Origin of the sequence: Parageobacillus sp. VR-IP (assembly GCF_013357975.1) — a bacterium.
GTDB classification, from domain to species: domain Bacteria; phylum Bacillota; class Bacilli; order Bacillales; family Anoxybacillaceae; genus Saccharococcus; species Saccharococcus caldoxylosilyticus.
The window spans coordinates 96,676-121,734 of sequence record NZ_JABVYQ010000005.1 but is presented as its reverse complement, the minus strand read 5'-3'; the positions used below and the strand labels follow the sequence as shown (position 1 = coordinate 121,734).

24 protein-coding genes, 4 pseudogenes and 1 riboswitch are annotated in these 25,059 nt (G+C 45.8%); of the genes and pseudogenes, 4 read left to right on the top strand and 24 right to left on the bottom strand.

Annotated elements, in window-relative coordinates; all coding sequences use genetic code 11:
* Positions 1 to 6: 6 nt before the first annotated feature.
* From spoIIIAE to HT574_RS13625, 6 genes are read right to left on the bottom strand one after another with little or no spacing between them, the layout of a single operon-like run.
* Positions 7 to 1,173 (bottom strand): stage III sporulation protein AE, encoded by a 1,167-nt coding sequence (gene spoIIIAE / locus HT574_RS13650; RefSeq protein ID WP_175245027.1) that lies wholly within the window; start codon positions 1,171 to 1,173, stop codon positions 7 to 9.
* A gap of 21 nt (positions 1,174 to 1,194) precedes the next feature.
* Positions 1,195 to 1,581, bottom strand: a complete 387-nt coding sequence (gene spoIIIAD / locus HT574_RS13645) for a stage III sporulation protein AD (protein WP_026078462.1) — start codon at positions 1,579 to 1,581, stop codon at positions 1,195 to 1,197.
* An 18-nt stretch (positions 1,582 to 1,599) separates the two neighbouring features.
* Positions 1,600 to 1,806 carry a stage III sporulation protein AC gene (gene spoIIIAC, locus HT574_RS13640; protein ID WP_017435203.1) on the bottom strand — a complete coding sequence of 69 codons (207 nt, stop codon included), beginning with the start codon at positions 1,804 to 1,806 and terminating at the stop codon, positions 1,600 to 1,602.
* A 17-nt stretch (positions 1,807 to 1,823) separates the two neighbouring features.
* Positions 1,824 to 2,336, bottom strand: a complete 513-nt coding sequence (gene spoIIIAB / locus HT574_RS13635; RefSeq protein ID WP_175245026.1) for a stage III sporulation protein SpoIIIAB — start codon at positions 2,334 to 2,336, stop codon at positions 1,824 to 1,826.
* On the bottom strand, positions 2,333 to 3,259 hold the full coding sequence (gene spoIIIAA / locus HT574_RS13630; RefSeq protein WP_175245025.1) for a stage III sporulation protein AA: 927 nt from the start codon (positions 3,257 to 3,259) through the stop codon (positions 2,333 to 2,335). The genes spoIIIAB and spoIIIAA overlap by 4 nt, the downstream gene beginning before the upstream one ends.
* Positions 3,260 to 3,318: 59 nt before the next feature.
* Positions 3,319 to 3,600 (bottom strand): YqhV family protein, encoded by a 282-nt coding sequence (locus HT574_RS13625; protein WP_017435200.1) that lies wholly within the window; start codon positions 3,598 to 3,600, stop codon positions 3,319 to 3,321.
* A gap of 169 nt (positions 3,601 to 3,769) precedes the next feature.
* Between HT574_RS13625 and HT574_RS13620 the strand changes: the two genes are divergently transcribed.
* On the top strand, positions 3,770 to 3,967 hold the full coding sequence (locus tag HT574_RS13620) for a hypothetical protein (RefSeq protein ID WP_175245024.1): 198 nt from the start codon (positions 3,770 to 3,772) through the stop codon (positions 3,965 to 3,967).
* 61 nt (positions 3,968 to 4,028) lie between these two features.
* Here the strand turns inward: HT574_RS13620 and efp are convergent, their stop codons facing one another.
* The 4 genes and pseudogenes from efp to HT574_RS13600 form a co-directional block, all read right to left on the bottom strand.
* The gene (gene efp, locus HT574_RS13615; RefSeq protein ID WP_175245023.1) at positions 4,029 to 4,586 is read right to left on the bottom strand and encodes an elongation factor P; all 558 of its coding nucleotides are present in this window, start codon (positions 4,584 to 4,586) and stop codon (positions 4,029 to 4,031) included.
* A 27-nt stretch (positions 4,587 to 4,613) separates the two neighbouring features.
* Positions 4,614 to 5,675 carry a M24 family metallopeptidase gene (locus HT574_RS13610; RefSeq protein WP_175245022.1) on the bottom strand — a complete coding sequence of 354 codons (1,062 nt, stop codon included), beginning with the start codon at positions 5,673 to 5,675 and terminating at the stop codon, positions 4,614 to 4,616.
* A 78-nt stretch (positions 5,676 to 5,753) separates the two neighbouring features.
* A pseudogene (locus HT574_RS13605) lies at positions 5,754 to 6,122 on the bottom strand (type II 3-dehydroquinate dehydratase).
* Positions 6,123 to 6,196: 74 nt separating this feature from the next.
* The gene (locus tag HT574_RS13600; RefSeq protein WP_175245021.1) at positions 6,197 to 6,724 is read right to left on the bottom strand and encodes a YqhR family membrane protein; all 528 of its coding nucleotides are present in this window, start codon (positions 6,722 to 6,724) and stop codon (positions 6,197 to 6,199) included.
* A 194-nt stretch (positions 6,725 to 6,918) separates the two neighbouring features.
* On the opposite strand from HT574_RS13600, the gene HT574_RS13595 reads away from it, so the two are divergent.
* Complete coding sequence (locus tag HT574_RS13595; protein WP_175245020.1) at positions 6,919 to 7,863, top strand: DUF1385 domain-containing protein; 945 nt, start codon at positions 6,919 to 6,921, stop codon at positions 7,861 to 7,863.
* Between the two features lie 20 nt (positions 7,864 to 7,883).
* Positions 7,884 to 8,249, top strand: coding sequence for an SA1362 family protein (locus tag HT574_RS13590; RefSeq protein WP_017435193.1), 366 nt, complete (start codon positions 7,884 to 7,886; stop codon positions 8,247 to 8,249).
* A 97-nt stretch (positions 8,250 to 8,346) separates the two neighbouring features.
* On the opposite strand, the gene HT574_RS13585 is transcribed toward HT574_RS13590, so the two are convergent.
* From HT574_RS13585 to HT574_RS13545, 9 genes and pseudogenes are all read right to left on the bottom strand, one after another.
* A complete protein-coding gene (locus HT574_RS13585) occupies positions 8,347 to 9,228 on the bottom strand; it encodes a patatin-like phospholipase family protein (RefSeq protein WP_175245019.1) in 882 nt (293 codons plus the stop codon).
* 89 nt (positions 9,229 to 9,317) lie between these two features.
* On the bottom strand, positions 9,318 to 9,746 hold the full coding sequence (gene mntR / locus HT574_RS13580; protein ID WP_175245018.1) for a transcriptional regulator MntR: 429 nt from the start codon (positions 9,744 to 9,746) through the stop codon (positions 9,318 to 9,320).
* Between the two features lie 82 nt (positions 9,747 to 9,828).
* Positions 9,829 to 10,854, bottom strand: a complete 1,026-nt coding sequence (gene splB, locus HT574_RS13575) for a spore photoproduct lyase (protein WP_017435189.1) — start codon at positions 10,852 to 10,854, stop codon at positions 9,829 to 9,831.
* A gap of 360 nt (positions 10,855 to 11,214) precedes the next feature.
* Positions 11,215 to 11,466, bottom strand: a pseudogene (locus HT574_RS13570) (DUF2332 family protein); the annotation flags it as partial.
* A gap of 141 nt (positions 11,467 to 11,607) precedes the next feature.
* Complete coding sequence (locus tag HT574_RS13565; RefSeq protein WP_175245017.1) at positions 11,608 to 13,017, bottom strand: glycoside hydrolase family 18 protein; 1,410 nt, start codon at positions 13,015 to 13,017, stop codon at positions 11,608 to 11,610.
* 117 nt (positions 13,018 to 13,134) lie between these two features.
* Positions 13,135 to 14,922, bottom strand: a pseudogene (locus tag HT574_RS13560) (vitamin B12-dependent ribonucleotide reductase); the annotation flags it as partial.
* 265 nt (positions 14,923 to 15,187) lie between these two features.
* On the bottom strand, positions 15,188 to 15,730 hold the full coding sequence (locus HT574_RS13555) for a hypothetical protein (protein ID WP_175245015.1): 543 nt from the start codon (positions 15,728 to 15,730) through the stop codon (positions 15,188 to 15,190).
* A gap of 123 nt (positions 15,731 to 15,853) precedes the next feature.
* Positions 15,854 to 16,639 (bottom strand): annotated as a pseudogene (locus HT574_RS13550) (ribonucleotide reductase N-terminal alpha domain-containing protein); the annotation flags it as partial.
* Positions 16,640 to 16,897: 258 nt separating this feature from the next.
* Entirely contained in the window at positions 16,898 to 17,734 is an 837-nt protein-coding gene (locus tag HT574_RS13545; protein ID WP_017435182.1) for a lipoate--protein ligase family protein, read from the bottom strand.
* A 191-nt stretch (positions 17,735 to 17,925) separates the two neighbouring features.
* Here HT574_RS13545 and HT574_RS13540 point away from each other — a divergent pair, with 191 nt between their 5' ends.
* Entirely contained in the window at positions 17,926 to 18,300 is a 375-nt protein-coding gene (locus HT574_RS13540; RefSeq protein ID WP_175245014.1) for a rhodanese-like domain-containing protein, read from the top strand.
* Between the two features lie 169 nt (positions 18,301 to 18,469).
* Here the strand turns inward: HT574_RS13540 and HT574_RS13535 are convergent, their stop codons facing one another.
* The 5 genes from HT574_RS13535 to gcvT all read right to left on the bottom strand — a co-directional run bounded on the left by HT574_RS13535 (position 18,470) and on the right by gcvT (position 24,786).
* The gene (locus tag HT574_RS13535; protein ID WP_175245013.1) at positions 18,470 to 19,663 is read right to left on the bottom strand and encodes an ROK family transcriptional regulator; all 1,194 of its coding nucleotides are present in this window, start codon (positions 19,661 to 19,663) and stop codon (positions 18,470 to 18,472) included.
* A gap of 406 nt (positions 19,664 to 20,069) precedes the next feature.
* Complete coding sequence (locus HT574_RS13530; RefSeq protein ID WP_175245012.1) at positions 20,070 to 20,795, bottom strand: MOSC domain-containing protein; 726 nt, start codon at positions 20,793 to 20,795, stop codon at positions 20,070 to 20,072.
* A 78-nt stretch (positions 20,796 to 20,873) separates the two neighbouring features.
* Positions 20,874 to 22,331: an aminomethyl-transferring glycine dehydrogenase subunit GcvPB gene (gene gcvPB / locus HT574_RS13525; RefSeq protein WP_017435177.1), complete on the bottom strand. Its 1,458-nt coding sequence runs from the start codon at positions 22,329 to 22,331 to the stop codon at positions 20,874 to 20,876.
* The gene (gene gcvPA / locus HT574_RS13520) at positions 22,324 to 23,670 is read right to left on the bottom strand and encodes an aminomethyl-transferring glycine dehydrogenase subunit GcvPA (protein ID WP_175245011.1); all 1,347 of its coding nucleotides are present in this window, start codon (positions 23,668 to 23,670) and stop codon (positions 22,324 to 22,326) included. Before gcvPA ends, gcvPB begins: the two co-directional genes overlap by 8 nt.
* Positions 23,671 to 23,691: 21 nt before the next feature.
* Positions 23,692 to 24,786 carry a glycine cleavage system aminomethyltransferase GcvT gene (gene gcvT, locus HT574_RS13515; protein ID WP_175245010.1) on the bottom strand — a complete coding sequence of 365 codons (1,095 nt, stop codon included), beginning with the start codon at positions 24,784 to 24,786 and terminating at the stop codon, positions 23,692 to 23,694.
* A 156-nt stretch (positions 24,787 to 24,942) separates the two neighbouring features.
* Positions 24,943 to 25,031: riboswitch (glycine riboswitch) on the bottom strand.
* Positions 25,032 to 25,059: the final 28 nt, after the last annotated feature.

The following is a 25,059-nucleotide window of genomic DNA, read 5'->3' as shown; positions in this document are numbered from 1 at the left end:
TTCCCCCTATCGAACCATCATTGTAATATTTCCGGCCGTAATAATAATAGTCAAACTGAGGAAAAACATCAGCGAGACGATGGCCAGCGCCGCAAATACATAGGCAATGCTTTTGCTCATAATGCTGAGGCAAGAAATGACTGGCCCTCCCCCTAAGGGCTGCATGATCGCTGCGGAAATTTTGTACACCAACGCAATGGCAAAAATTTTCAGCGCTGGGAACACGGCGATCATCAATAAAATGGCAACTCCGACTATGCCGACCGTATTTTTCAATAACATCGAGGCAGCCACGACGGTATCAGCCGCATCGGTAAACATTTTGCCGACAACAGGAATGAAGTTTCCCGTCACAAACTTCGCCGTCCGCAGCGCAATCCCGTCGGCAATCGCCGATGTCGTTCCTTTTACCGACATGACTCCAAGAAAAACCGTCAAAATGACTCCGAGTATCCCGATGCCGACTTTCGTCAGCAGCCCCGCTAGCTGTGTGACTTTATAATGATCCGTGAGCGTGCTGACAATGCTTAAAAGTGCGGCCAAAAACAAAAGCGGCAACGTTACATATTCAACAATCGTTCCTGTCATATTCATCAGAAATAGAATAATCGGATGAAAAAACGCCGCCGATATCACTCCTCCGGAAGACGCGAGCAGCGCCAACAACAGAGGAATCATCGCGATCATAAAATGGCTCATCGTCCTTACAGCGTCGAGCGCATAGTCCATTGCGAGGCGAAAACTGTTTAACGCAATAATCAGCAACACCATGTAAACAACGGCATAGGCGACTTTGCTGACAGTTTGTTGCGCAAACGCGTTTTGCAATGATTGCAGCACCATGCTAAACACCGTTAATACAATTAACGTTCCTAGCAATTTTCCGTTTACTTGCAATTCGTAAAAGAGAAATTTCATCAACGCGACAAGCCATTCTTTTAACGACAATTCCTTTTCGCCCCTTAAAAAATCCATAAGTGATCCTTTTTGGCTTTCCGGCAAAAGGCCGCCGTATTTCGTCACAATATCTTCCCAAAATTGACGAATTTCGCTGACATCCAGCTGTTCAATTTGCTTTTGCACCAACTGCTCATTAGAAGTGGCAGCTTGTACATCAAACGGTAATAAAAAGAAGAAAAAGAAACTTGCCGCTGTTATGATTTTTCGGATCAATTCATCACCCCCATTCTCCCGTCACGACGCAGGAATCAAGCCGATGACCGTTTCAATAATCGCTGTTAAAATCGGGATCGCCAGCGCCAAAATAATAATTTTCCCCCCCAATTCAATTTTCGAGGCAATCGCTCCTTGACCGGCGTCTTTGGAAATTTGCGCAGCAAATTCTGCAATATAGGCAATGCCAATAATTTTCAAAATCGTTTCCAAATAAACCATATTGATTTTGGTGCTAGCCGCCATTTTTTGCAGCATATTTAAAATCGCGCTGATTTTGTCGACAAGAAACAGGAAAATGAGACAGCCGACAAATACCGTTAGCAAAAAGGCAACACTCGACTTATGTTCTTTCAGAAGCACGACTAAAAACGTCGCAATCAAACCAAGACCGACAATTTGTAAAATTTCAATCGCCCATCCCTCCTAACCGCGAAATAAAAATACGTCTTTAATTTTTTGAAACAAGTCGCTCACAATCGAGGCGACCATAAACAAAATATAAATAAAGCCAAGCAGCGTAACCCATTGGGCATACTCCTTTTTCCCCATTTGGTCAAGCACCGTATGCAAAAAGGCCACCACGATTCCAACGCCAGCAATTTTAAAAATAATATCGACATCAATGCCCATTTCGTTCTGCCTCCTGTTCAAATCAGTAAAATCACAAGCAACAATCCTGTAAGAATTCCTAGGCTTTTCGCCATTTTTTCATAGCGTGCCTGCCGTTCGAGTGCCTCAGCCTCTTGCCGCTCCAAATGAACGAGCGCCAGCGTGATTTGTTTCTGCTGTGTCAAGCGGTCGTACTGCCCAAGCGTATCTCCGAATTGCCTCATAATCTCTAATTCCCCTTGCTTGAGCGCCGTCGAACCCCATACCGTTTGCAGGCTTTCTTCCCACGCTTGTTGAACGCTCGTTTCTCCTTTTTGCAGCTTGGCGGCGAATTGCTCGAACAGTTTGGAAAGCGGCAGCGATATTTGCTTACTAATATGCAACGCGGCTTCAGATAGCGGAGTGTGCGCATACATAATTTCTGCTTCTAGCACCTTGAGCGCCGCTTTCAACTGGCGCAGCTGTCTTGGACGCTCCTTTAGCATTCGCGCCGCTTCAAATCCAAACCACGTTGTCGTAAGGAGAATCAACATTGCGCCGATCAGCTTCATCTGCTTTTCACCATCCGCTCATACAACGCCGTTCCATACGCATCTGTAATGCGTCTTACCGTGCCCGGACCGAACTCGTTCGTCAGTTCAACAAACCGTTCAAATACCCCTTGCTCAATGATGGGGCGCAATGTCGGGCGCTGCAGCACATCCTTCCAACTTCTTCCGTGGACTGTCGTCCATATGCATACCCCAGCGTTCACCGCTTCTAAAATTGCTTCGCTATCTTCGGCGCGGCCAATTTCATCAACGATCAACACATCCGGGCTCATCGAGCGGATCATCATCATCATTCCCTCTGCTTTCGGGCATGCATCGAGCACATCGATGCGGTCGCCTAATTCAAATTGCGGAATGCCTTTCACACACCCGGCAATTTCTGAACGTTCATCGACAATCCCTACTTTTTGTGATGGAATATGTTTCGCGCGAACCCCAGTGCTGATCATTCGCGCCGCGTCGCGCAGCAGCGTCGTTTTCCCTGTCTGCGGTGAACCGATGATCATCGTATTATGCCAGCGCCCGTCATACACATACGGCACAAGCGGTTCAGCGATGCCGATTTTCTGTTTCGCGATACGGATATTGAAAGAAGTCACATGACGAATCGCTTTCACGCTTCCGTCCTCGGTTACGACTTTTCCTGCTAGCCCAACACGATGGCCTCCCTGTACGGTAATAAACCCTCGCTTCAATTCTTCTTCTATTGCATAAATCGAATATTGACTCAATTTATTAAGCAAATGCATTCCATCTTCGCAAGTCACTTTATATGGGAGAAATTGAGACTTTCCTTTCACAATAATTTCTAATGGCCGAAGAACCCTTATGCGAATTTCTTCCATCTGTTCATGCCATGAAGGAGGCTGTTGCTGCAGTATGGCGGCAATCGTTTTCGGAAGTATATCCCATATCGCTTGCATTTTATTCCCCTCCCTGCTGGACTAGTTCATATGTATGGGATGGAAAACGAATTTATGACTTACTTATAAATGCCAATGAGAATAAGAATGACTCCTAAAGCAATCAAACCTAATTTCGTATAAGAAAGCTCGTCCGCTAAAGAAAGCAGCCCAATCGTCATCGTGACGATAAAAATAGTCGGTCCAATCACCGCAAGAAGCGCATTGACGGCCAACGCTTTTTTAACATCATTGAACAGCAGCATGGCAAGCGCAGCGATCATCTCCAGAGTCGCTGACAGCAACCGCATTCCTGCCATTGACAAAACGGCTGGTTCAATGAATGGTAGCCACCGTTTCATATATTCCTCCTAAAAAATGAGATGGTTAGTACAAACGTATGCCGGAACAGGGAATTTCAGAAGGGGTTTTTTCTTTTGTGACAAAGAACCCTTAAGAGGAAATATATGGCCATGTTTGCGGAAATAGTTTCATAATGGAAATAGAGGCAGATTGTAAAGGGGGAAAATCATGAGAAAACTCTCTACGTTCGGGAAAATGACATTTTGGGTTGGATGTATATTTGCGGTTCTCGGAATTCTTGGTCTGTTCCATGTTTTTTTGCTATCGGGAGATACACCGGCATCGATTAGTTATGCCTTGATTGGCATCATGCTCATCAGTACATCATTTTTATACGAAAAGAAAAAAGGTTCAGAAAAACCTTAGCTGAAAAAGGCTTCATCGCAGCAAAAAAGCCCCTTGCGTCAAGCGCAAGGGGCAAACAACGTTACGCACGGGACACGTATGTGCCGTCTGACGTATTGATAATAAGCGTATCGCCTTCGTTGACAAAGAACGGAACTTGTACAACAAGACCGGTTTCCAGCTTCGCTGGCTTCGATCCGCCAGAAGCGGTATCGCCTTTAATGCCCGGTTCTGTTTCTACTACTTTTAATTCGACGGTGTTCGGAAGTTCTATCCCAATCGTTTCGCCTTGGTACATCATGATGTAAACTTCCATGTTTTCTTTTAAAAATTTCAATTCATGTTCGATTTGTTTCGCCGAAAGTTCGATTTGCTCATATGTTTCCATATCCATAAATACGTGCTGATCGCCGTTGGCATATAAATACTGCATTTTGCGCGTATCGATTTGGGCGCGGTTTACTTTTTCGCCGGCGCGGAACGTTTTTTCTTGAATCGCACCTGTGCGAAGGTTGCGAAGCTTCGAGCGGACGAACGCTGCCCCTTTCCCTGGTTTGACGTGCTGGAATTCGATGACGCGCCAAATGTCGCCATCTACTTCAATCGTTAATCCTGTACGAAAATCGTTCACTGAAATCATCCGTTAAAATCCTCCCACACGATAAATTTATAAAACGATCAGTTCTTTTGGCGAATGAGTCAGCGATTCATTGCCGTTTTCCGTGACAACCGTATCGTCTTCAATGCGCACGCCGCCAAGTCCTGGGATATAAATCCCCGGCTCCACGGTGACTACCATGCCCGGCGCCAGCACGACATCGGAACGGACGGATAACGCCGGTCCCTCGTGAATCTCAAGGCCGATTCCATGGCCGGTGGAATGTCCGAAATATTCGCCATAGCCTTTTTCGCTAATGTAATCGCGCGTCAGCGCATCCGCTTCTTTTCCGGTCATTCCCGGCTTGATTCCTTCCATGCCGCGCAATTGCGCTTGAAGCACAATGTCATAAATCGTTTTTAGCTCCTCGCTAATGGCACCGACGGCAATCGTTCTTGTAATGTCGGAACAATATCCTTTGTAATAGGCGCCAAAATCCAAGGTGACGAGTTCGCCTTTTTCGATGGATTTCTCCGTCGCCACTCCGTGCGGCAATGCAGAGCGGTAGCCAGATGCGACAATGATATCAAACGAAGAGGAAGTCGCACCCTGTTTACGCATAAAAAATTCCAGCTCATTCGCCACGTCAATTTCTTTTACACCTGGACGAATAAAGGAAAGAATGTGTTCAAATGCCGCATCGGCAATTTCCGCTGCTTCCTTTAATATCTTAATCTCTGATTCCGACTTAATCAAGCGCAACTTTTCAATGACATGCGAAGTTGGGACGAGTTCCGCCTTTACGGCGCTTTCATACGCCTTAAACGTCGCATACGAAACATCTTCCTGCTCGAAGCCGAGCTTTTGAATGCCAAGGCGGGCGACTTGCTTCGCAGCCTCGTCGACAATCGGGCCGGTATGTTGGACAATTTCAAAGCCTTTCACTTGCTGGGATGCTTGCTCGACATAGCGGAAATCGGTAATAAACACAGCTTTGTCCCGGCTAATAACCGCGACGCCGGCCGTTCCCGTAAAACCGGTAATATAGCGGCGGTTGTACGGATTGGTGACAAGCAGGCCGTCAATATCATGTTCGTCAAACAATGCGCGTAATTTTTCAAGTTTTTCCATCTTTCAATCTCCTCTTCCCTGTATTTGTAATAATGCTAAAATGGTTAGCCGATAGCCCATTAATCCAAAACCGACAATTTATCCGGCAACAACCGGAGCAATTACAGACTGATGGCGAAAGGGCTCGCGCGCATGAATATTGGAAATATGTACTTCCACCACTGGGATACTGACACTGGCAATCGCGTCGCGAATCGCATAACTATAAATGCGTAAGCGCGCCGGCATTTAAAACGATGCCGTCGTATTTTCCTTTCACCTCATGAATTCGGTCATAATCGCGCCTTCATGATTGCTTTGAAAACAAGTCAGTTCCGCTCCTTGTTCGCCTGCAAACGACATCAGTTCTTGCTCAAGCTCATGAAACGTTGTGCTTCCGTAAATATGCGGCTCCCGCTTGCCGAAAAGATTCAAGTTCGGACCGTTAATGAGAAGAAGATGCACCATATTCTTAACTCCTTTAACCCAGCGAAAGAAATATTGAAACATTCTTTATTTTACCATAAAGCCGGCGCTTCCCACTACTTATTTGATGTTGTTGATGGTGTTGATGTTGATTGCATTTGCCGATTCATTTCCTCCGTTTCAAATGAAATCGAGTACCCGATGAAAACGCCATATAAAATGTACAAGCAAAGCGTCGTAATGATGGTATTCCGCTGTAAATGGGAAACAGTTTCTAAATTAGGGAAGAGAGGATTCAATACGTAAAATACAAGCAGCCACCAGGCAACGCCATACAATATGCCCGCCCACATTCCTTTTATTCGCCTTAGTGCAGCATAATAAATGAGGGCGACTAATATGGATAATAATCCAATGAGCAAAATGGCGATATAATTGCCAAGCTTTCCATATTTCCAATCACCGGCAACCCATGGGATCAAAATCATATTCGGGCTTATTTCGCTGAAATGGAAAAAATACGCTAAATATCCAATTAAGCTCCAAAACACACCGCCAACAAATCCTGTAATGACTGTTTTCAACAAAAGAGACATCGGCTGTTCTTTCTTATTTTGTTCGAGCTGCTCTTGATTTTCCGCCATTTTGTTTTGCACCTCCTTGTACGTAGTATGACCGGTTATTTGCAAAGTCATGAATAAAGCGGCAAAAAAGTTCAACAGCCGCAGGTGTAAACGTTGAAATTTTTGGAAATGATAATAATAACATCAACCTAGAGGTTTCTAGACGTTTTTTGTAGAATAAAATAATAAAGATAAAGAATAGGTTGGTGTCAGCAATGGAAAAAACCGCAAAACCAATGTACGGCGGTCAAGCAGTAATCGAAGGGGTCATGTTTGCTGGAAAAACCCATTCTGTCACTGCCGTTCGCCGCAAAGATCATACCATTGAATACTTTCGTTTGCCGCGCCAGGCAAATCCGACGCTCGCGTTTCTCAAAAAAATTCCGTTTGTTCGTGGCATCGTCGCGATTATTGAAGCGAGCGCAAATGGGGCAAAACATTTGCAGTTTGCTGGCGAACGCTATGATCTCGATCCAGGTGAAGAGGAAGCATTGCAAACAGCGAAAGCGGATTCGTCCAAACTTTCTCTCGTTCTTGGTGTGACGGTCGTCGGCGTGTTGTCCTTTCTATTTGCCAAAACGATTTTTACGCTCGTTCCCGTCTTTTTAGCAGCATGCTTTAAGCCGCTGTTTCCGGGGAAAATGGCACAAATTTTAATCGAGGGAGCATTTAAGCTCGCTTTGCTTCTCGCGTACATTTACTTTATTTCGATGACGCCGCTTATTAAACGCGTTTTCCAATATCATGGCGCAGAACATAAAGTCATCAACGCCTATGAAGCGGGACTGCCGCTTACGGTGGAAAATGTTCAGCGTTCATCACGGCTTCACTACCGTTGCGGCAGCAGCTTTATTCTATTCACCGTCATCGTCGGCATCTTTGTCTATATGTTTGTGCCGACAGATCCGCTTTGGCTAAGAGTCGTTAACCGGATCGCCCTCATTCCGGTCGTGCTTGGTGTTTCATTTGAGGTGTTACAGTTTACAAATAAATTGAGGGATATCCCCGTTTTACGCTGGCTCGGCTATCCGGGGTTATGGCTGCAGCTTTTGACTACCAAAGAGCCGACCGATGACCAAGTGGAAGTGGCAATTGCTTCCTTCCAAGAGCTGCTCCGCTTAGAAGAAAACATCGAAATGGAAACAAAAGCTGTCCAGTAACATGTAAGGGGGTGGACTCATTGCGGCGCGGTACCATTCATCCGCTTGTCGGGATTACCCTTTTTCTCGGAGTGTTCGGCATCCTATACACGCTTTTCGCACATCCAACTGCTCTATTTCGCAAAATCGTGTTCGTCATGCTTGTCATCGCGGCAATATCCGTTTTCTATCACTTTATCTATAAACGCCGTACAAACAAAGACCATCTTGCCTATTTAAAAGCGGTACGTCAATCGAAAAAACTCCATCCCCAAGCGGTGAGAAAGCAAAAAACAAACCATGCACATTTAAAAATGAAACGGCCGCCGAGAAAACGGGCGACAACGACCCATTTAACGGTCATCGACGGAAAAAAAGGCAAAAAAAAGAATCGAGCGTCTTTCTAGCTTGATTCTTTTTTATTTTCGCCTTTGTTTTCTGCGGCATAGAACAAATACAGCAACACGATGCCGGGTGAAGCCGTCGTGCTCGCCTCCTGTTTCATTATGGCCATGTTTTTAAAAATTGTTCCGTTCTTTCTCTTCCATATTGAATTAAGCGGTCTCTCGTATCAGGGGTGACGGAAAATTCCGTGGATAAAACGTTTTCGACGGGGAGAAAGACAATATTTTTTTCATGGCGCCGTGAGATGTAACGGGCATCATGAGCTTCTTTCATGGCGACAAACAGCGCTTCATATAAATCAATCGCATTGTTAATTTCCCGCTTTGGCTTTTCCGCCAGCTTTGCGCTTAACTGTATGCCAAGGACAGGCCGTTTTTTTACCTTTTTTTCTTCATCGAATAAAAATAGAGGGAAGTTGCTAAGCACTCCTCCGTCGACGATAATATATTTTCCTTTCTTCGTCTGCAGTTTGACCGGTTCGAAAAAGTACGGAATGCTAATGCTCATCCGCACCGCCTTTGCGACAGAAAACGATGACGGATCCATCCCGTATTGCGGCAAATCATCCGGCAAAATTAGCATTCGTCCATTTGTTACATCCGATGCAACAAGATATAAACTTTCTTTTGGCAAATCAGCAAACGTTTTTATGCCCCGTGTCGCTAATACCCCTTCCAACCATTGCTCCAATGCTTCTCCTTTATACAATCCCATTCGCCAATAAATTCGCACCCATCTCCATACAGGAAATGGCAAAAGACATTTCCGCTCATCCAAAAAATACTGCAGTTCCAATCCATCCAACAAGTCAATCATTTCCTTGCTTGTGTAACCCGCGGCGATCAACGTGGCAATGAGCGCCCCCGCGCTCGTCCCAGCAAGCCGTCTCCATCGCAGTCCTTTGGCTTCAATCGCTTCATAAGCGCCAAGGAACGCAAATCCTTTTATTCCACCTCCGGAAAATACGATGTCAATGTCCAACCTTGTCTCCCCCTTACTTGCCGTTTGTATATATGTAAGAGAGAGAACCTCGATTTAGTACAGCAATAAAAAAAGAGCAAGATTCTCTCTTACTCTTCTGCCTGTTCATTACGTTTTTGAATGTTTCGAAGCGTCTCAATGCGGTTGGGATCTTCCTGAAAATATTGCACTAAATCGCCGATGCGGTCGATTGCATTCCAGCTTAAGTGATGTTCAATTCCCTCGACATCGCGATAAATATTTTCCTCATCCACGCCGATAATGCGCAGAAACTGTTCGAGCAGTTCGTGGCGATATACAAGCCGCTTGCCGATTTTCTTACCTTTCGACGTCAACACTAAACCGCGGTATTTTTCATAAACCAAATATTCATCCTTGTCCAATTTTTGCACCATTTTTGTCACCGAGGAGGGATGTACGGACAATGCCTCTGCGATATCAGATACGCGGGCATATCCTTTTTCTTCAATTAAAATATATATTTGTTCAATATAATCTTCCATGCTTGGTGTCGGCAATTTCTGTCCCCTCCCGTAAACCATTGTAAGAAAAAAATAGCAATCAGTATTATTATATCATGGAGGAGCAAAATGACAAGGATTACGTAAAATATTGCACCGCTGCTTCCGGGAAAAATTCGGCGATATAGCGGCGCATTGTCATCTCCAGCCGCTGGGCATCATCATCCGGGTACACGTATTTGCCGATTCCGTACCTCCCCCATTTATACTTGCGTTTGCTTTCATCAAGATCGAGCTTGGTTTTTGGATAACGTCTTTGGATCACCGCCTTAGCCGGCTTCGTAAAACGATGTTGAATCAATTCAAACGTCAAGTCAGACAAATCAACGCCTTGGAGCTGTTCGGACAAACGTTTAAACAGCTCCAAATACCCTTCTTCCCAGCCTTCGTGCATATAAATCGGCGCAATGACAAATCCAAGTTTATATCCCGCGTTCGCCACTTTGCGCGCCGCTTCGATCCTCGCCTCGAACGATGACGTGCCCGGTTCGAAGTTTTTAATGACATAGCGGGAGTTGACGCTGAAGCGAAAGCGAGTTTTTCCGTTATGTTTCGCATCAAGTAAATGATCCACATGCTCATATTTCGTGACAAAACGCAAGCGTCCATATTCGGTCGCGCCAATAAATTCAATTGCTTTTTTAAGCGAGTGGGTCAGATGGTCAATACCGACAATATCGGACGTACAAGCTGCCTCAAATCGGGTAATTTGCGGGGCTCGTTCGTTAATATACCTTTCTGCTTGCGCAAAAATATCGTCCAAGTTGACATAGACACGAATGTACGGTTTGCTTCCTAAAGTCGTTTGCAAATAACAATAATGACAATGGCCCATACAGCCAGTTGCCAGTGGAATCGCATATTCCGCTGATGGCTTTGATGTATCAAATTTCAGCGTCCGCCTCACCCCCACGACAAGCGTGGATTTTGCGTTCCGATAGCGCTGCAATTCATTTTCTCCTGGAATGCCACGCACTTGATTGTGTGACGTCGTTTCGCGAATTTCAATGTTCATGTTTTCAAATTTCTCTTTCAATTCTTTTCCAAGTGGATATGAAAGCGCTTCCGGCTCAAAATAAACAAGCTGCGGAACAAAAGGTTTCATCCGTTCACCTCATTTCCATTCATACTCACCCACCTTTAGTATGAACGGAAAATGGAAAAATATCGTATTGATGTCGCCTTGCAACTATATAGCAAAACCTTTGTTCATCTTTCACAATGCGCACGTTTAAACGATTCTATAAAGCGGACCGTTCAGGCGGAAGTGGATTAGAGCTCATGCATCATGTGCCATAGAAATGTAAACAACAAAGGAGAACGGCGATCACTGTTATCTTGCCGATTGGCGAATCATAAGCAGGAGAATTTTTCCTTCTTCTCTTTCCCCGCCCTTCACACAGAGCAATGCGCTTGTTCCATGTACTTGCTTGAAAACTATTCATAGGTGAAAATTCCCATATAATCAGCCACAATCAAGCTCCCAGCGAAACCAGCGGGCGTGTCCATCTGTTTCCCCTATGATTTTGTTGTATTCCTCGCCGTCAACAAAGTAGTCAAGATGCAATTTTACATCCCACATGTTGTTATATAAATGAAAGATGTCTCTCGTTTGACCGATCCCCTTAATCCGCTCCAGCAACATATGTTTCGCATCGTCTAGAATTTGATTGGCCACATGTGTATGAAAGACGCATATAGCGGTATCTTCTGGAATAAATATCATAGGTTGCCTCGAGCATTTCTTCCATCGTCCATCCTTCACAGTCAAAAAAGGAAAACGGAATATTTCAAACAAAAAAAGAGCGTGCTGCCGGAGTAGCCCGCTTACACGCACCTCGCCTGAAAAAACCATTTATCATAACTTACGAACGCGAAAATTATCTTCTAGTAATACCCAATTTTCCGGGAAAGAATAACCAAGCACCCAATAGCTAATTCCCCTTAGCTGATATTCTTTCGCCAAATCAAATTTCGCCTGGGCGCTGCGGGCATCCTCAAACCAAACTTCATGCGCCCGCCCTTGGCTGTCGACATAGCGGTAAAACGGCGATGCGGCGATTGGGTCGTATTGAATCGTTGCTCCATAACGAATGGCGCGTTCTACTGCTTCCTGCGGACTGAACGTCTCCGCCTCTTGCCCTTGTACATGCGGAAGCACCCAGTCGCGCGCGTAAATTTGAAACCCCATAAAAATTTTGTTTCTTGGTATCACGCTGACCGCGTAATCGAGCACTCTTCTAATTTGATGAATCGGGGAAATCGCCTGCGGCGGCCCGAGCCGGTATCCCCATTCATACGTCATCAGCACGACAAAGTCGACAATTCTCCCATGTGCCGGGTAGTCATGAGCCTCATATAACAGTCCTTTTTGCTCCCCGCTTGTTTTTGGGGCGAGAGAAGTCGAAACAAAGTATCCTTCCCGATGAAGCCGCTCCACAGCGCGCTGCAAAAATTGATTATACCGCTCACGATCAGACGGATAGACATTTTCAAAATCAATGTTCAACCCGCGATATCCTTTTTCCCGCATCGTACGGACAACATTGTCAAGCAGCCGGTTTTGCAACTGTGTATTGGAAAGGACCGTCTGAGCCAATCTTGACCCCGGATCTTTATACGTAAAATTGGTGATCGCCATCATCGGAACGACCCTTTCTGCCGTTGCTGCCTGAATGATGGCCGAATCATTGAACGGATCGAGTCCGCCATCTACTCTGATCGTGTACGCAAACGCAGATGCGTACGTTAAATGGCGGCCTACTTCCCGAACTTGCTGCGCTCCTTTTTCCCCTGGATCAATCGTAAACGCATTCACTTCAATGATCGGCTTAGAATGAGGAATCGTTAATACCATGCCAGGGAAAATCACATTCGGATCAGCAATCCGATTGACTCGCAGGATGTCTTGCACGGTCGTCCCATATCGCGCGGCGATTTGCGACAACGTTTCCCCCCGCTGCACCGTATGGGTCCTAGGCGGAATAAAAAGAACCGTTCCTGGATAAAGGACGGAAGGGTTGCTGATTCGGTTGGCCTGAACAATCGCATCCAACGAAACGCCGTACCGTCTGGCGATAGCCCATAATGTTTCTCTCGGACGAACGGTATGATAGCGATACGGAACCGGAATGACGAGCGCCTGACCGACCGCGAGACGGTTAGCATCTTTCAGCCCATTGGCCGCGACGACCTGGTCAAGCGGCACCCTGTAGCGTTGGGCAATCGCCCAAAGCGTTTCCCCTCGCTGCACAACATGGATCAGCATTGTTATCCCCCTTAGTCAGTAATTACGCCTTATATTACTATATTTTCTTTTCCATGCTTTCATGAATGAAAAAAGCCGGCCTCATGGTTGAAGCCAGCTTTCTCTACTTAATTTTGCTTACAGCCCGCATTTTAGCTGCGCACCGCAGCTCGTGCACGTGTTGCAGCCGCCGATTTCTTCGACCGTACCCTCGCGGCAAACGGGACAAATGTTGCCGACTTCAGAGCCGATCGTTACATCAGTCGCGCGTAAGTCTTGAATCGTATCGACGAGAACAACGGCGCGTTTTGTTTCTTTATCCTCTCCCTCTTCCGGAAGCAGTTCGAGCTGCTCTTCGAGCGTATTTTCTTCTGCTTTCAGCGTCAATACTTGCGCATCACGGCTTCCGTCCACATAGACCGTGCCGCCTTTTGCGCCGCCGCGCCATAAACGTTCGTATACCTTTTGCACTTGCTCAACGGTATATCCTTTCGGCGCATTCACCGTTTTCGATAGACTCGAGTCGACCCAACGCTGAATGATGCATTGCACATCGGCATGCGCTTCCGGCGATAGGTCCATCGCGGTCACAAACCAGTGCGGCAAGTTGTTCGGATCCGCTTCTGGATGCTTGTCTAAATATTCTTGAACGATATCGGCTTTCACCTCAATAAACTTGCCGAGGCGGCCGCTCCGGTAGTAAGAAAAGGAAAAATATGGTTCAAGTCCTGTAGAAACCCCGACCATCGTCCCAGTGGACCCTGTCGGTGCCACAGTCAGCAAATGCGAATTGCGAATGCCGTATTTTAAAATGTCTTGACGAATATCTTCCGGCATCCGTTTCATATAGCCGGTGTTAATAAACGCTTCCCGCAGTTTTTGCGTTTCCTCTTCCGTTTCCCCGACAAGGAACGGGAAACTGCCTTTTTCTTTGGCCAGTTCAATCGACGCGCGGTAAGCAGTCGTCGCAATCGTTTTGAACAATTCATCGACCAGTTTATTCCCTTCTTCGGAACCGTATTCTTTTTCGCAATAAATAAGCAAATCAGCCAATCCCATGACGCCAAGGCCGATGCGGCGCTCCCCGAGCGCTTGTTTTTTGTTTTCTTCTAGGAAATACGGTGTTGCGTCAATGACGTTGTCCTGCATTCTTACGCCGATTTCGACGGTGCGTTTTAATTTTTCATAGTCGACGACTTTCTTTTCTTTATCGACCATATTCGCTAAGTTAATGGCGGCCAGGTTGCAGACGGAATATGGTGCGAGAGGTTGTTCACCACACGGGTTGGTCGCAACCACTTTTTGACCGTACGCACGGGCGTTTGTCATTTCGTTGGCGTTATCGATAAAGAAAATGCCTGGTTCCGCGGAGTACGTTGCGCAAATATTAATCAGCTTCCAAAGCTCGCGGGCGCGAATTTTGCGGTACACGCGCACGCGGTATCCCATTTTCTCCCATTCACGCACATCGCCGACTTCGTGCCATTTTTCATTGTAAATCCGCATTTCTTCTTCCGAATACGTTTCAACATCCGGGAAGCGCAGTTCGTACTCTTCATCTTTTTCGACGGCTTCCATAAACTCTTTCGTCAGGCAGACGGAAATGTTGGCGCCCGTTAAAAAGTCCGGGTTATGTACCGTGTATGTCCCGCCTGTCCGTAATTTTTCTTCGGCTTCTTTAATAATTTCTTCACTGAAGCCGCCGTAACCCGGAACGTTTTTGTAGTTAACGATGGCCTGGTACATCGCGCGTTCCCGCTCGGTAAGCGGCGTGAATTTCAATTTGTCTTGTGCCGCTTTTTTAATGCCTTCGTCTTCCATATTTTCAATCAAGTAGCGCAAAATGCGCGGGTTTTGCATTTTCGATACGATAAATTCGATAATGTCCGGATGCCAGTCAGCAAGCATGATCATCTGCGCGCCACGCTATTTGTTACTCACTCGTTACCGAGTGGGCTAGGTCATTTCTGCCTAGCTCTCCGTCTTTCGAGCGGAGGTCAGACTATATCATCAAAGAAGAGAATGTTTCATACTTACGATTCAATTTTATATCTCCATGTTGATAAAGGTGATGGAACAATTTTTTTACATCTTTGATACTCGGAAGATCAAAGCATCCTTCTTTTTCAGTTAATGAATTAACATTTTGTGTAATACCTTTAGATTTCAAAAATTTCAAGATTCCTTCTAATTAATTGTCTTGATCCAGTTCTTTCATGTTTAATTCTTTTGCTATATCATAAAGTAATTGTTTATTTTCTTCTGCTAAAGTTAAGATAAGACGCTTTGATTTTTTACGATCAAATATTGTTCCATCACCTAAGATATAGCCAACTAAATACGCTTGATTTGGCGCTTTTATATCAGAGAAGTAATTTTCATTATAATTATATTTTTTGTTCGCTAATTTACCTGCTTCTCCAGGTTTCCTTATTTCAAACATTTTCATTTCTTCATTCCATCTTCTTAAAGTTCCTCTATTTATACCTAATATTCTAGCTATTTTAACTTGGCTATATCCTTTTTCATGGAGATATTTTGCTTTTCTCAACATCTCTTCTTTGTCTCGCGCCTCGTAACCTCGTTGCCGAGTGTTACGATTTACTCCTTCCATGGCTCCCACACTCCAAACATTTTTATAATTATATTCATTGTATGGGGAGCTGTAGGAAGTTTCAATAGTCGTTGAACCTTCATCTCCGTTTCCAGAGATGCTTGGCTGCTGGTTGCCCATTGTTACATCCAACTTGTTTTTAAACCATCACGCCTGCCGTCGCCGGCTACGTTGTGGTCAAGTTGGCTTTAGGGGGTTCCAGCAATTCGCGAGATTTTACTCCCGCCGTTTGGCGCGTGTTTAACGGGAGCCACCTTGTTCAACCAGGTGGGTCAATTTCGCAATATCATCAAGCCAGGAGACCGACCCGGACGATTTGCCGTTTACCCCGCGCGCCAGCGTGTTGCGCGGACGCAATGTCGAACCGTTCGTGCCGACGCCGCCGCCGCGGCTCATAATCTCCATCACTTGTTTGCGATGCTCGGAAATCCCTTCACGCGAATCTTTTATAAACGGCATGACATAGCAGTTAAAATACGTTACCTCTTTGCCAGACCCAGCGCCGTACAATACGCGTCCCGCCGGCACAAAGTTTAAGCTGACAAGTTCTTGATAAAACTTTTCAAACCACTCTTTCCGTTTTTCCTCCGTTTTTTCCACCGCTGCCAAACCTGTCGCATTGCGTTTGGCAATTTGTTCATAAAAGATTTCGAGCGGTTTGTCGATCACATCAAGCGAGCGGACGACGATTCCCGTCTCTGCTTCTTCTCCTTCAAGCACGTGCCGATATTCTTCCTCAACGAGCACTTTCGCTTTTTTCGTTTCCCAATCGATATCGACGATAAACCCCAAGCCGCGAGCCGGAAATTTCGGATCTTCTTTAATCGTCAATACGACAAAATCGCCGACTCCCAGCGTTAATTTTTCCGTATCTTTAAATGAGTAGCGATCCAACATCACTAAACGAGAAACACCTTTATGCGTAATTTTCATGTCCTCCGTAATCGGATGCACTTGTGGAAAAAGGCGAATATCCTCGTTCAGCTTTTCGATATCAATTTTCATTTTTTCTGAAGACGCGACCGTCATTCTTCAATCTCTCCTCTTCTTTCTATTTCTTCATCGCTTTTCTGCCTGCATGTTCTGTCCTTTCTACCTTACCATATTAACCATAAAAAAACAATATATAGTATGGTTTTTACTAAAAAACATACTATATATTGTGTTTAGGTCAACTGTTTTTCATTTTGTCAAATAAAAAAAACAATAGAAAACGGCGAAAAAGGGAGAGAAACGGAAAAATCCCGCCTTTTTTGCCGATAAATGAATGATTTTCCATGTTGCCAATCAGCGTTTGAAATTCCATTCATCGCTTTCATATTTCGTACGCGCCAACTTATGAACATATTCGAGCTCTTCCGGCGATAACGTATACGGTTCCAGCACGATATTGAGCCCTTTCTCAAATCCTTTATAAAACGCTTCTTTCGCTTCTTCGATCGTAATCTTGCGGTCGGTCAATTCGTTAATCGCCACCGCCTTGTTTTTAAAATTTCGCTGCAGGCGCTCTTTTACCCGTTCGTTTGGATATTTAAACAAACTGAAAAGCAAATCTTCATCTAAGTCAAGCAAAATCGAGCCGTGCTGCAAAATAACCCCTTTTTGCCGAGTCTGTGCGCTGCCGGCAATTTTGCGGCCTTCGACGACGAGCTCGTACCATGACGGCGCATCAAAACAGACGGCGGATCTTGGGCTTCTTAAATCGGCTTTTTCCTCTTCCGTTCTTGGCACGGCAAAATAGGCATTTAAGCCGAGAAAACGAAATCCTTCTAAAATTCCTTGCGAAATCACCCGATACGCCTCGGTTACCGTTTTTGGCATATCTGGATGCTCCTCGGAAACAATCACGCTGTACGTCAGCTCTTTATCATGGAGAACGCCGCGTCCTCCTGTCGGCCGTCTCACAAATCCGAGGCCATGGCGTTTTACCGCTTCTAAATCAATTTCCTTTTCGACTTTTTGAAAGTAACCGATCGATAGCGTCGGCGGATTCCAGCCGTAAAAACGAATTGTCGGCGGAATTTTTCCTTCGCTATGCCAATCGAGCAGCGCTTCATCAAGCGCCATATTAAACGATGGGGAACAATAGCCCGAATCAATAAAGCGCCATACTTCTTTTGCCATCTTTCAACCCTTCTTTTTTTAAGTTCGCGTTTACTAGTTTAGCAAACAAAACGGAACATGGAAAGAAAAACACTATATCGTGAAAAAAGTTCCTCTTTCCTTTCATGGCGTTGCTATGAAAATGCTTTGCTTCCAAATAGCAACCTTTATATAATAGATGTTAGCGAATGTACAAAAAGGAGGACTGGCTTGTGAAAGTACTATTGATCATTCTCGGCGCGATTGTCATTTATTCGGTCTACACCTACTTGATGCAGCGAAAAATAGTGAAAGCGTTGACGGAAGAAGAATTCCGCGCCGGTTATCGCAAAGCACAATTAATTGACGTCCGCGAACCGGATGAGTTTGCGGCTGGACATATTTTAGGGGCGCGCAATATTCCTTTGACCCAACTGCGCATGCGCATGAAAGAGCTGCGAAAAGATCAGCCAATTTACTTATATTGCCAAAACGGGTTGCGCAGCGGCCGCGCCGCGCAAATGTTGTACCGCAAAGGCTACCGTGATTTGTACCATTTAAAAGGCGGTTTTAAAACGTGGACAGGGAAAATCAAGAAAAAAGCTTAATGATCGTTAGAAAGGATAGATGGAAGCCATAAATTGCTTTCATCTATCTTTTTTTCTCGTTGTCATATAAAAAAACAGCAGGCACCTCTTTACTTTCTGCCAAAGTGAAGAATTTATGATACAAAAATAAGGTGCCCCAAAAAACTTTTAGGGCACCTGGTTTAGACTGCTAGGAAATGACTTCTAACTCCGAAGGCATCACTACTTTTTCTAATACGGAAGCCACGGCGCCGATCGCACAGCTTTTTTCCAATAACTGCGATGGAATAATGAACGGATCGTTACTATTTTTAACCAATATCCTTTTTTCGACTTCGTCCCGTGCCGGCTCCAGCACCCATTTGCCCGCCTTGCCAATCGTACTGCCAATGATGACGGCTTCCGGGTTATACGCATAAATGATATGTAAAATGCCTATCCCCAGGTAGCGGCCGACCTCCGCCAATATTTGCGCCATTTGCTTGTCGCCGCGTTCAGCCAATGCGCGCACTTTTTCTACGGAAAAGTCTTCTAGCATGGAATGATGATGTTCTTGCTCGAGCCGGCGCTGAATATACTTTTCTGACGCGTACATCTCCCAGCATCCGTTATTGCCGCAGTTGCAGCGAACGCCGTGAATGTCAATGACATGATGGCCGATTTCGCCGGCAATGCCATCAATCCCGCGGTATAGCTGGTTGTGAATGATGACTCCGGCACCGATCCCGATTCCGGCGCTGATATATACAAAATTCGCAAACTCTTTGCCGGCGCCAAACCATTTCTCGCCAAGCGCCGCCAGCTTTGCTTCGTTTTCGATAATAATCGGATAATTTGGCCATTGCTTTTGAAGAATGGAAGCAAGAGCAACATGATCCCAATGAAGGTTTGGGGCAAATATGACAAGTCCTTCCTCTGTATTCACAATCCCCGGCACGCCAATGCCGATGCCCATTATTCCATACGGAGTCGTTGGTGCATGGCGAATGGCTTCGTGAATCATCACGATCATTTTTTCAATGATTGCTTCCTGCTTTTCATTGGCGCGGAAATGGCATATCTTTTCCCAAATAATCTCAGCGTTTAAGTCAGTTAACACAGCATAAATGTAGTTGACCCCTAACTCTATGCCAATTAATGAGCCAGCCGCTTCGTTAAAGCGGAGCATGAGCGGCCGGCGGCCGCCGGTGGAAACGCCAATTCCGCTTTCACTGACAAAATGTTCGGAAATTAATTCATCGACTAACGCTGATACCGTCGCCTTGTTTAATCCGGTGATTTTGGCGATCTCCGCCCGTGAAATATTATTTTTTTCACGAATCAGCTTTAATACGATATGTTTATTGATTTTTTTGACGAGTCCTATATTTCCTGTTCGCACCATATACAGCCATTCCTTCTGCAAACTTTTTTAGCATGCCGCGCAAATAGGCGGATGAGCCTCTAGCCAATATCATCGATATCGGCTGTATTAAAAAAATTTATCCCGTGATCCATGACATATGCAAACGCACGCAGCAATCCTTTATCGTTTATTTTTTCCACGATCCGCCGATCGCCCGCGGCCAAAGCTGATTCCACTCCTACTAAATCGGTGTTCCCCAGTCTTCTATATTTTATCTTTTTCTTGCCTCTGTGATGTGCAAAATAAAAACGACTTACTGCTTCTGTTTCATAATATTAGTTTATATACTAAACTAACATAGTTTTTATGTCAATAAAAACAGATGAATTTATCTTCTTTGCAGAGAAAGAAACTATCTGTTTGAAGTTATGAAGCATTACTTTCATTAATCTAAAAGATGCACTTCGTCGCCGACATGAATTTCTCCCGTCTTGATGACAGAAGCATAAACGCCAAAATAATTATTTCGATGTTGAACGACCGTTCTTAATAGTGAAGGATCCTTTTCTCCTGTTTCCGGTTCAACGGTGATAATCATGCACCGTTCGCAATGCCTTTTTAGCTGAATTTCTACCTCTTGTCCAATTTTCAGTCGGCGGCCAAACCACGTTTCTTCAATAAAAGGAGCTTTATGAACTAATGACAGCAATAAATTCGGCCGAAATCGCCGATAATCTACCGGTTTTCCCCATATTTCCTCCAGCTTTTGTACAGAAGCGTCCGTTACTAATTGAATATGTTCTTCTTCAATTGCCCCAAAAGGAACGTGATCAGGAGTATAACGAATGAGGGAGACTTTCCGATTTGATTTTCTTTCGATTTCTTTTATCAGTTCTTTATCGCCCCATTGATAGCAGGTTCCGCCTGGAGCAACGATTTCTACAGCCGGATATTCCTCTAAACTTTCTTCACCGATAAATTTCGGGCGGTACTGGATCATTTCCGGAAATTGCGTGATCGTTAAAAACTTTCCCGGCCTCGTTTCATCCAAAAATACATGGCTTCGATCACCGTACAGCCCATAATTCATTACTCTCGTTTTTTGTACACTTTCTCCTTGAAACGATTTGACAGGATAACGCATGATTTCCTGTATGTAACCGATGAGCATCTTTTCACTTCCTTCATTTATAATATACAAAAACAAGCGATCCATTCCCAGCAGAATGAATCGCCTGCAGCATTCGCTTTATTGTTTTTGGTAGCGCAAAATCGGCTTGCGCGCCGCTGTCGTTTCGTCGAGGCGTTTGACAACGGTTGTATGCGGCGCCTCTTGTACGATTTCCGGATTTTCTTCCGCTTCTTTGGCGATTTGAATCATCGCGTCGATAAACGCATCGAGCGTTTCTTTCGATTCCGTTTCCGTCGGCTCGATCATCATGCATTCCTCGACAATAAGCGGGAAATAAACCGTCGGCGGATGGAAGCCGAAATCTAGCAAACGCTTCGCGATATCAAGAGTGCGGACGCCGAGTTTCTTTTGCCGTTTGCCCGACAACACAAATTCATGCTTGCAATGGCGATCATACGGCAAATCATAATATTCTGCGAGACGGCGCATCATGTAGTTGGCGTTTAATACCGCGTATTCGGTGACCGCTTTCAGCCCGTCCGGTCCCATCGAACGAATATATGTGTAGGCGCGGACGTTAATGCCGAAGTTGCCGTAAAACGGCTTCACACGGCCGATGGACTGCGGGCGGTCATAATCGAGATAATAGCCGCTTTCTCCTTTTTCCACGACCGGCTTCGGCAAAAACGGAATAAGGTCGGCTTTGACCCCGACTGGGCCGGAGCCTGGACCGCCGCCGCCGTGCGGACCGGTAAACGTTTTATGCAAGTTGAGATGGACGACATCAAAACCCATGTCCCCCGGCCTTGCTTTGCTTAACACCGCGTTTAAGTTCGCTCCATCATAATACAGCTTTCCGCCGGCTTCGTGAACGATATTCGCCATTTCTAAAATGTTTTCTTCAAACAAGCCGAGCGTGTTCGGGTTTGTCAGCATCAATGCTGCTGTATCCGGACCGACGACCCGTTTTAAATCTTCCAAATCGACAAGCCCATCCTCTGTCGACTTGACCGTCACCGTGTCAAAGCCAGCGACTGTCGCCGAAGCCGGATTGGTGCCGTGGGCCGAGTCAGGAACGATTACTTTCGTCCGCTGGAAATCACCGTTTGCCTCATGATAGGCGCGAATCATCATCAGCCCCGTCCATTCGCCGTGGGCGCCTGCGGCCGGCTGCAATGTCACGGCGTCCATGCCGGTAATTTCCTTTAAATGCTCCTGCAGGTCGTACATTAATTCAAGCGCGCCCTGCACCGTTTCTTCCGGCTGGAGCGGGTGGATATGGACAAACCCTGCCAAGCGGGCGACGTTTTCATTGATTTTCGGATTGTATTTCATCGTGCATGAGCCGAGTGGGTAAAAACCGGAATCGACGCCATGGTTTCGTTTCGATAAAGCCGTGTAATGGCGCATAATATCGAGTTCCGATACTTCCGGAAGCTCCGGTTCTTGCATTCGTATATAATCTGCCGGCACGATTTCGCCGATATCGACCGCCGGAACGTCCAATTCCGGCAAGCTGTACCCGATGCGTCCTGGTTTGCTGATTTCAAAAATAAGCGGCTGATCTTTATGCATGGCAATCCCCCAATTCTTTCACAAGCGTGTCGATTTCCTCTTTTGTCCGCAATTCCGTGACAGCGATAAGCATATGGTTCGCCAATTCCGGATAGTCGCGGCCGAGGTCGTATCCGCCGATGATGCCTTTTGTCAAAAGATGTTTGTTGACTTCTCCCACCTGTTTAGACAGGCGGATAACAAATTCGTTAAAGAACGGACCGGTAAACGGCACGGCAAAGCCGCGTTTTGCCAATTCATTTTTCGCATACTGCGCTTTTTGAATGTTCATCGCCGCCATTTCTTTAATGCCTTTTTTGCCGAGCGCCGTCATCGCCACCGATGCAGCAAGCGCGTTTAGCGCCTGGTTCGAGCAAATGTTGGACGTCGCCTTATCGCGGCGAATGTGCTGCTCGCGCGCCTGCAGCGTCAATACGAACCCTCTTCGTCCTTCTTCATCGGTCGTCTGCCCGACAAGCCGGCCCGGAATTTTCCGCATCAGCGCCGCTTTGACGGCGAAATAGCCGCAATGCGGTCCGCCAAATTGCATCGGAATGCCAAACGGCTGCACATCACCGACGACAATGTCGGCGTCAAACTGTCCCGGCGGGGTGAGCACGCCAAGCGCGAGCGGATTGCTGGCAACAACAAACATGCTTTTTTCAGCGTGCACAATCGGCTCAATGTCTTTTAGCGGTTCAATTTGTCCGAAAAAGTTCGGATATTGGACGATGACGCAAGCTACATCGCCAGCCATTTCCGACTTTAGCGCTTCTAAATCAGTAATGCCGCCTGCAAACGGAATTTCAATCACCTCAAGACGCTGTCCTTTCGCATACGTTTTCACGACATCGCGATATTCCGGATGAACGGCTTTCGACAGCAATATTTTTTTCCGTTTCGTGTGCGCAGCGCTTAACAGCATCGCTTCCGCCAGCGCCGTTCCGCCGTCATACATCGACGAGTTAGCCACGTCCATGCCGGTCAGCTCACAGATCATCGTTTGAAATTCAAAAATCGCCTGTAGCTCGCCTTGCGAAATTTCCGGCTGATACGGGGTATATGCCGTATAAAACTCAGAACGGGAAATAACATGGTCGACAATGGCCGGAATATAATGGTCATACACTCCCGCTCCTAAAAAGGAGACGTATTTTTTTGCATCGGCGTTCTTCGCGGCAAGTCCGGCCAATTCTTTGAACAACTCCGGCTCCGACTTCGCTTTTTTTATATTTAACTCGCCGCGGAAGCGCACGCTTTCCGGAATATCGGCAAACAAATCGTCAATCGAGTCAACGCCAATTACTTTTAACATTTCCTTCTTATCTTCTTCCGTCATCGGCAAATATCGATGCAGCACGTTTCATTCTCCCCTTTTCTATTACTTTGCCCGCTTATAAAACGGCGTCGCAATGACTTTTGCTTTTAGGCGTTTGTTGCGGATTTCCACTTCTACTTTGCTGCCAAGTCCGGCAAATTCTGTTTTTACCAGCGCCAAGCCGATATTTTTCTTTAACGTCGGCGATTGCGTTCCTGTCGTAATAAAGCCGATTTCTTCCCCTTTAACAAATACTTTATAGCCGTGGCGCGGAATGCCTTTGTCAATCATTTCAATACCGACCAGTTTTCGCGCGGTTCCCTCTTCTTTTTGTTTTTTCAACACATCTTTTCCGATAAAATCTATTTCTTTATTCGTTTTCACTGCAAATCCAAGTCCTGCCTCGATTGGCGTAATATCTTTTGACAACTCTTGGCCGTAAAGCGGCAATGCCGCTTCAAAACGAAGCGTATCGCGCGCACCAAGCCCGCACGGAATAACGCCTTCTTCTTTTCCCGCTTCTAAAATCGCTTCCCAAAGGGCGATCGCATCTTCAGCGCGGCAATAAATTTCAAATCCGTCTTCCCCCGTATAGCCGGTGCGGGAAATAAGCGCTTTCACTCCTTGGAGGTCGACATTATCTTGAAACGCAAAAAACTTGAGTGCGGATAAATCCAGATTGATTAATTTTTGCAGCACTTGTTCCGCAAGCGGTCCCTGCAGCGCAAGCTGGGCAATTTCCGCTGAAACGTTTTCTAACTGCACGCCGCCAAATGCGTGCTTATTCAACCAGGCAAAATCTTTCTCTATATTGGCGGCATTTACAACAAGAAGATATTCCTCGTCCGCTTTTTTATAAATTAATAAATCATCAACGGTACCGCCGTCTTCATAACACATTAACGTATATTGCGCACGGCCGTCTGTCAATTTCGCAACATCGTTCGTCATCATTTTTTGCAAAAACGCAAGGCTGTCTCTCCCTTTGACGACCAACTCGCCCATATGCGATACATCGAATAGACCTGCGCGTGTGCGCACTGCTTCATGCTCTTCTTTAATGCTCGTAAATTGGACAGGAAGTTCCCATCCGCCAAAATCGATCGTTTTTGCGCCGTAGCGTTCATAAACAGGAAATAGCGGCGTGCGTTTTAACATTTTGTTCCCTCCTCGTTTTTCCATCAACGCAAAAAGGACAGACTCCCCCCCTCATCATCATGAGTGGTGGGCTCTGTCCTGGCACCTGAAAGTTTCCCTATTTAAAATAGGTTTCCTCTTGGGTGGTTCACCGGTGGTGAACGCTCTCCAGAGCTGCGTCAAACAAGAGTCTTTTTGCCTGAGAGATTCGCGTTTCCGCTTGCTCCTTCGGCGCTACATCACGTAGTCTCTCCCCTTGTTCTCATCCGCCGCATATATAATTTTCAAGAAAAC

Excerpts from the sequence above, each read along its gene's own strand:
- HT574_RS13595 (WP_175245020.1), top strand. The coding sequence starts at position 6,919 with ATGGAAAAAACCGCAAAACCAATGTACGGCGGTCAAGCAGTAATCGAA.
- gcvT (WP_175245010.1), bottom strand. The coding sequence starts at position 24,786 with ATGTTAAAACGCACGCCGCTATTTCCTGTTTATGAACGCTACGGCGCA.
- HT574_RS13620 (WP_175245024.1), top strand. The coding sequence starts at position 3,770 with ATGAGAAAACTCTCTACGTTCGGGAAAATGACATTTTGGGTTGGATGT.
- spoIIIAA (WP_175245025.1), bottom strand. The coding sequence starts at position 3,259 with ATGCAAGCGATATGGGATATACTTCCGAAAACGATTGCCGCCATACTG.
- HT574_RS13555 (WP_175245015.1), bottom strand. The coding sequence starts at position 15,730 with ATGGGCAACCAGCAGCCAAGCATCTCTGGAAACGGAGATGAAGGTTCA.
- HT574_RS13610 (WP_175245022.1), bottom strand. The coding sequence starts at position 5,675 with ATGGAAAAACTTGAAAAATTACGCGCATTGTTTGACGAACATGATATT.
- spoIIIAC (WP_017435203.1), bottom strand. The coding sequence starts at position 1,806 with ATGGGCATTGATGTCGATATTATTTTTAAAATTGCTGGCGTTGGAATC.
- gcvPB (WP_017435177.1), bottom strand. The coding sequence starts at position 22,331 with ATGCATAAAGATCAGCCGCTTATTTTTGAAATCAGCAAACCAGGACGC.
- efp (WP_175245023.1), bottom strand. The coding sequence starts at position 4,586 with ATGATTTCAGTGAACGATTTTCGTACAGGATTAACGATTGAAGTAGAT.
- HT574_RS13600 (WP_175245021.1), bottom strand. The coding sequence starts at position 6,724 with ATGGCGGAAAATCAAGAGCAGCTCGAACAAAATAAGAAAGAACAGCCG.
- spoIIIAB (WP_175245026.1), bottom strand. The coding sequence starts at position 2,336 with ATGAAGCTGATCGGCGCAATGTTGATTCTCCTTACGACAACGTGGTTT.
- HT574_RS13565 (WP_175245017.1), bottom strand. The coding sequence starts at position 13,017 with ATGCTGATCCATGTTGTGCAGCGAGGGGAAACGCTTTGGGCGATTGCC.
- HT574_RS13625 (WP_017435200.1), bottom strand. The coding sequence starts at position 3,600 with ATGAAACGGTGGCTACCATTCATTGAACCAGCCGTTTTGTCAATGGCA.
- splB (WP_017435189.1), bottom strand. The coding sequence starts at position 10,854 with ATGAAACCTTTTGTTCCGCAGCTTGTTTATTTTGAGCCGGAAGCGCTT.
- HT574_RS13530 (WP_175245012.1), bottom strand. The coding sequence starts at position 20,795 with ATGCTCATCGGTTACATACAGGAAATCATGCGTTATCCTGTCAAATCG.
- HT574_RS13545 (WP_017435182.1), bottom strand. The coding sequence starts at position 17,734 with ATGGCAAAAGAAGTATGGCGCTTTATTGATTCGGGCTATTGTTCCCCA.
- HT574_RS13535 (WP_175245013.1), bottom strand. The coding sequence starts at position 19,663 with ATGGTGCGAACAGGAAATATAGGACTCGTCAAAAAAATCAATAAACAT.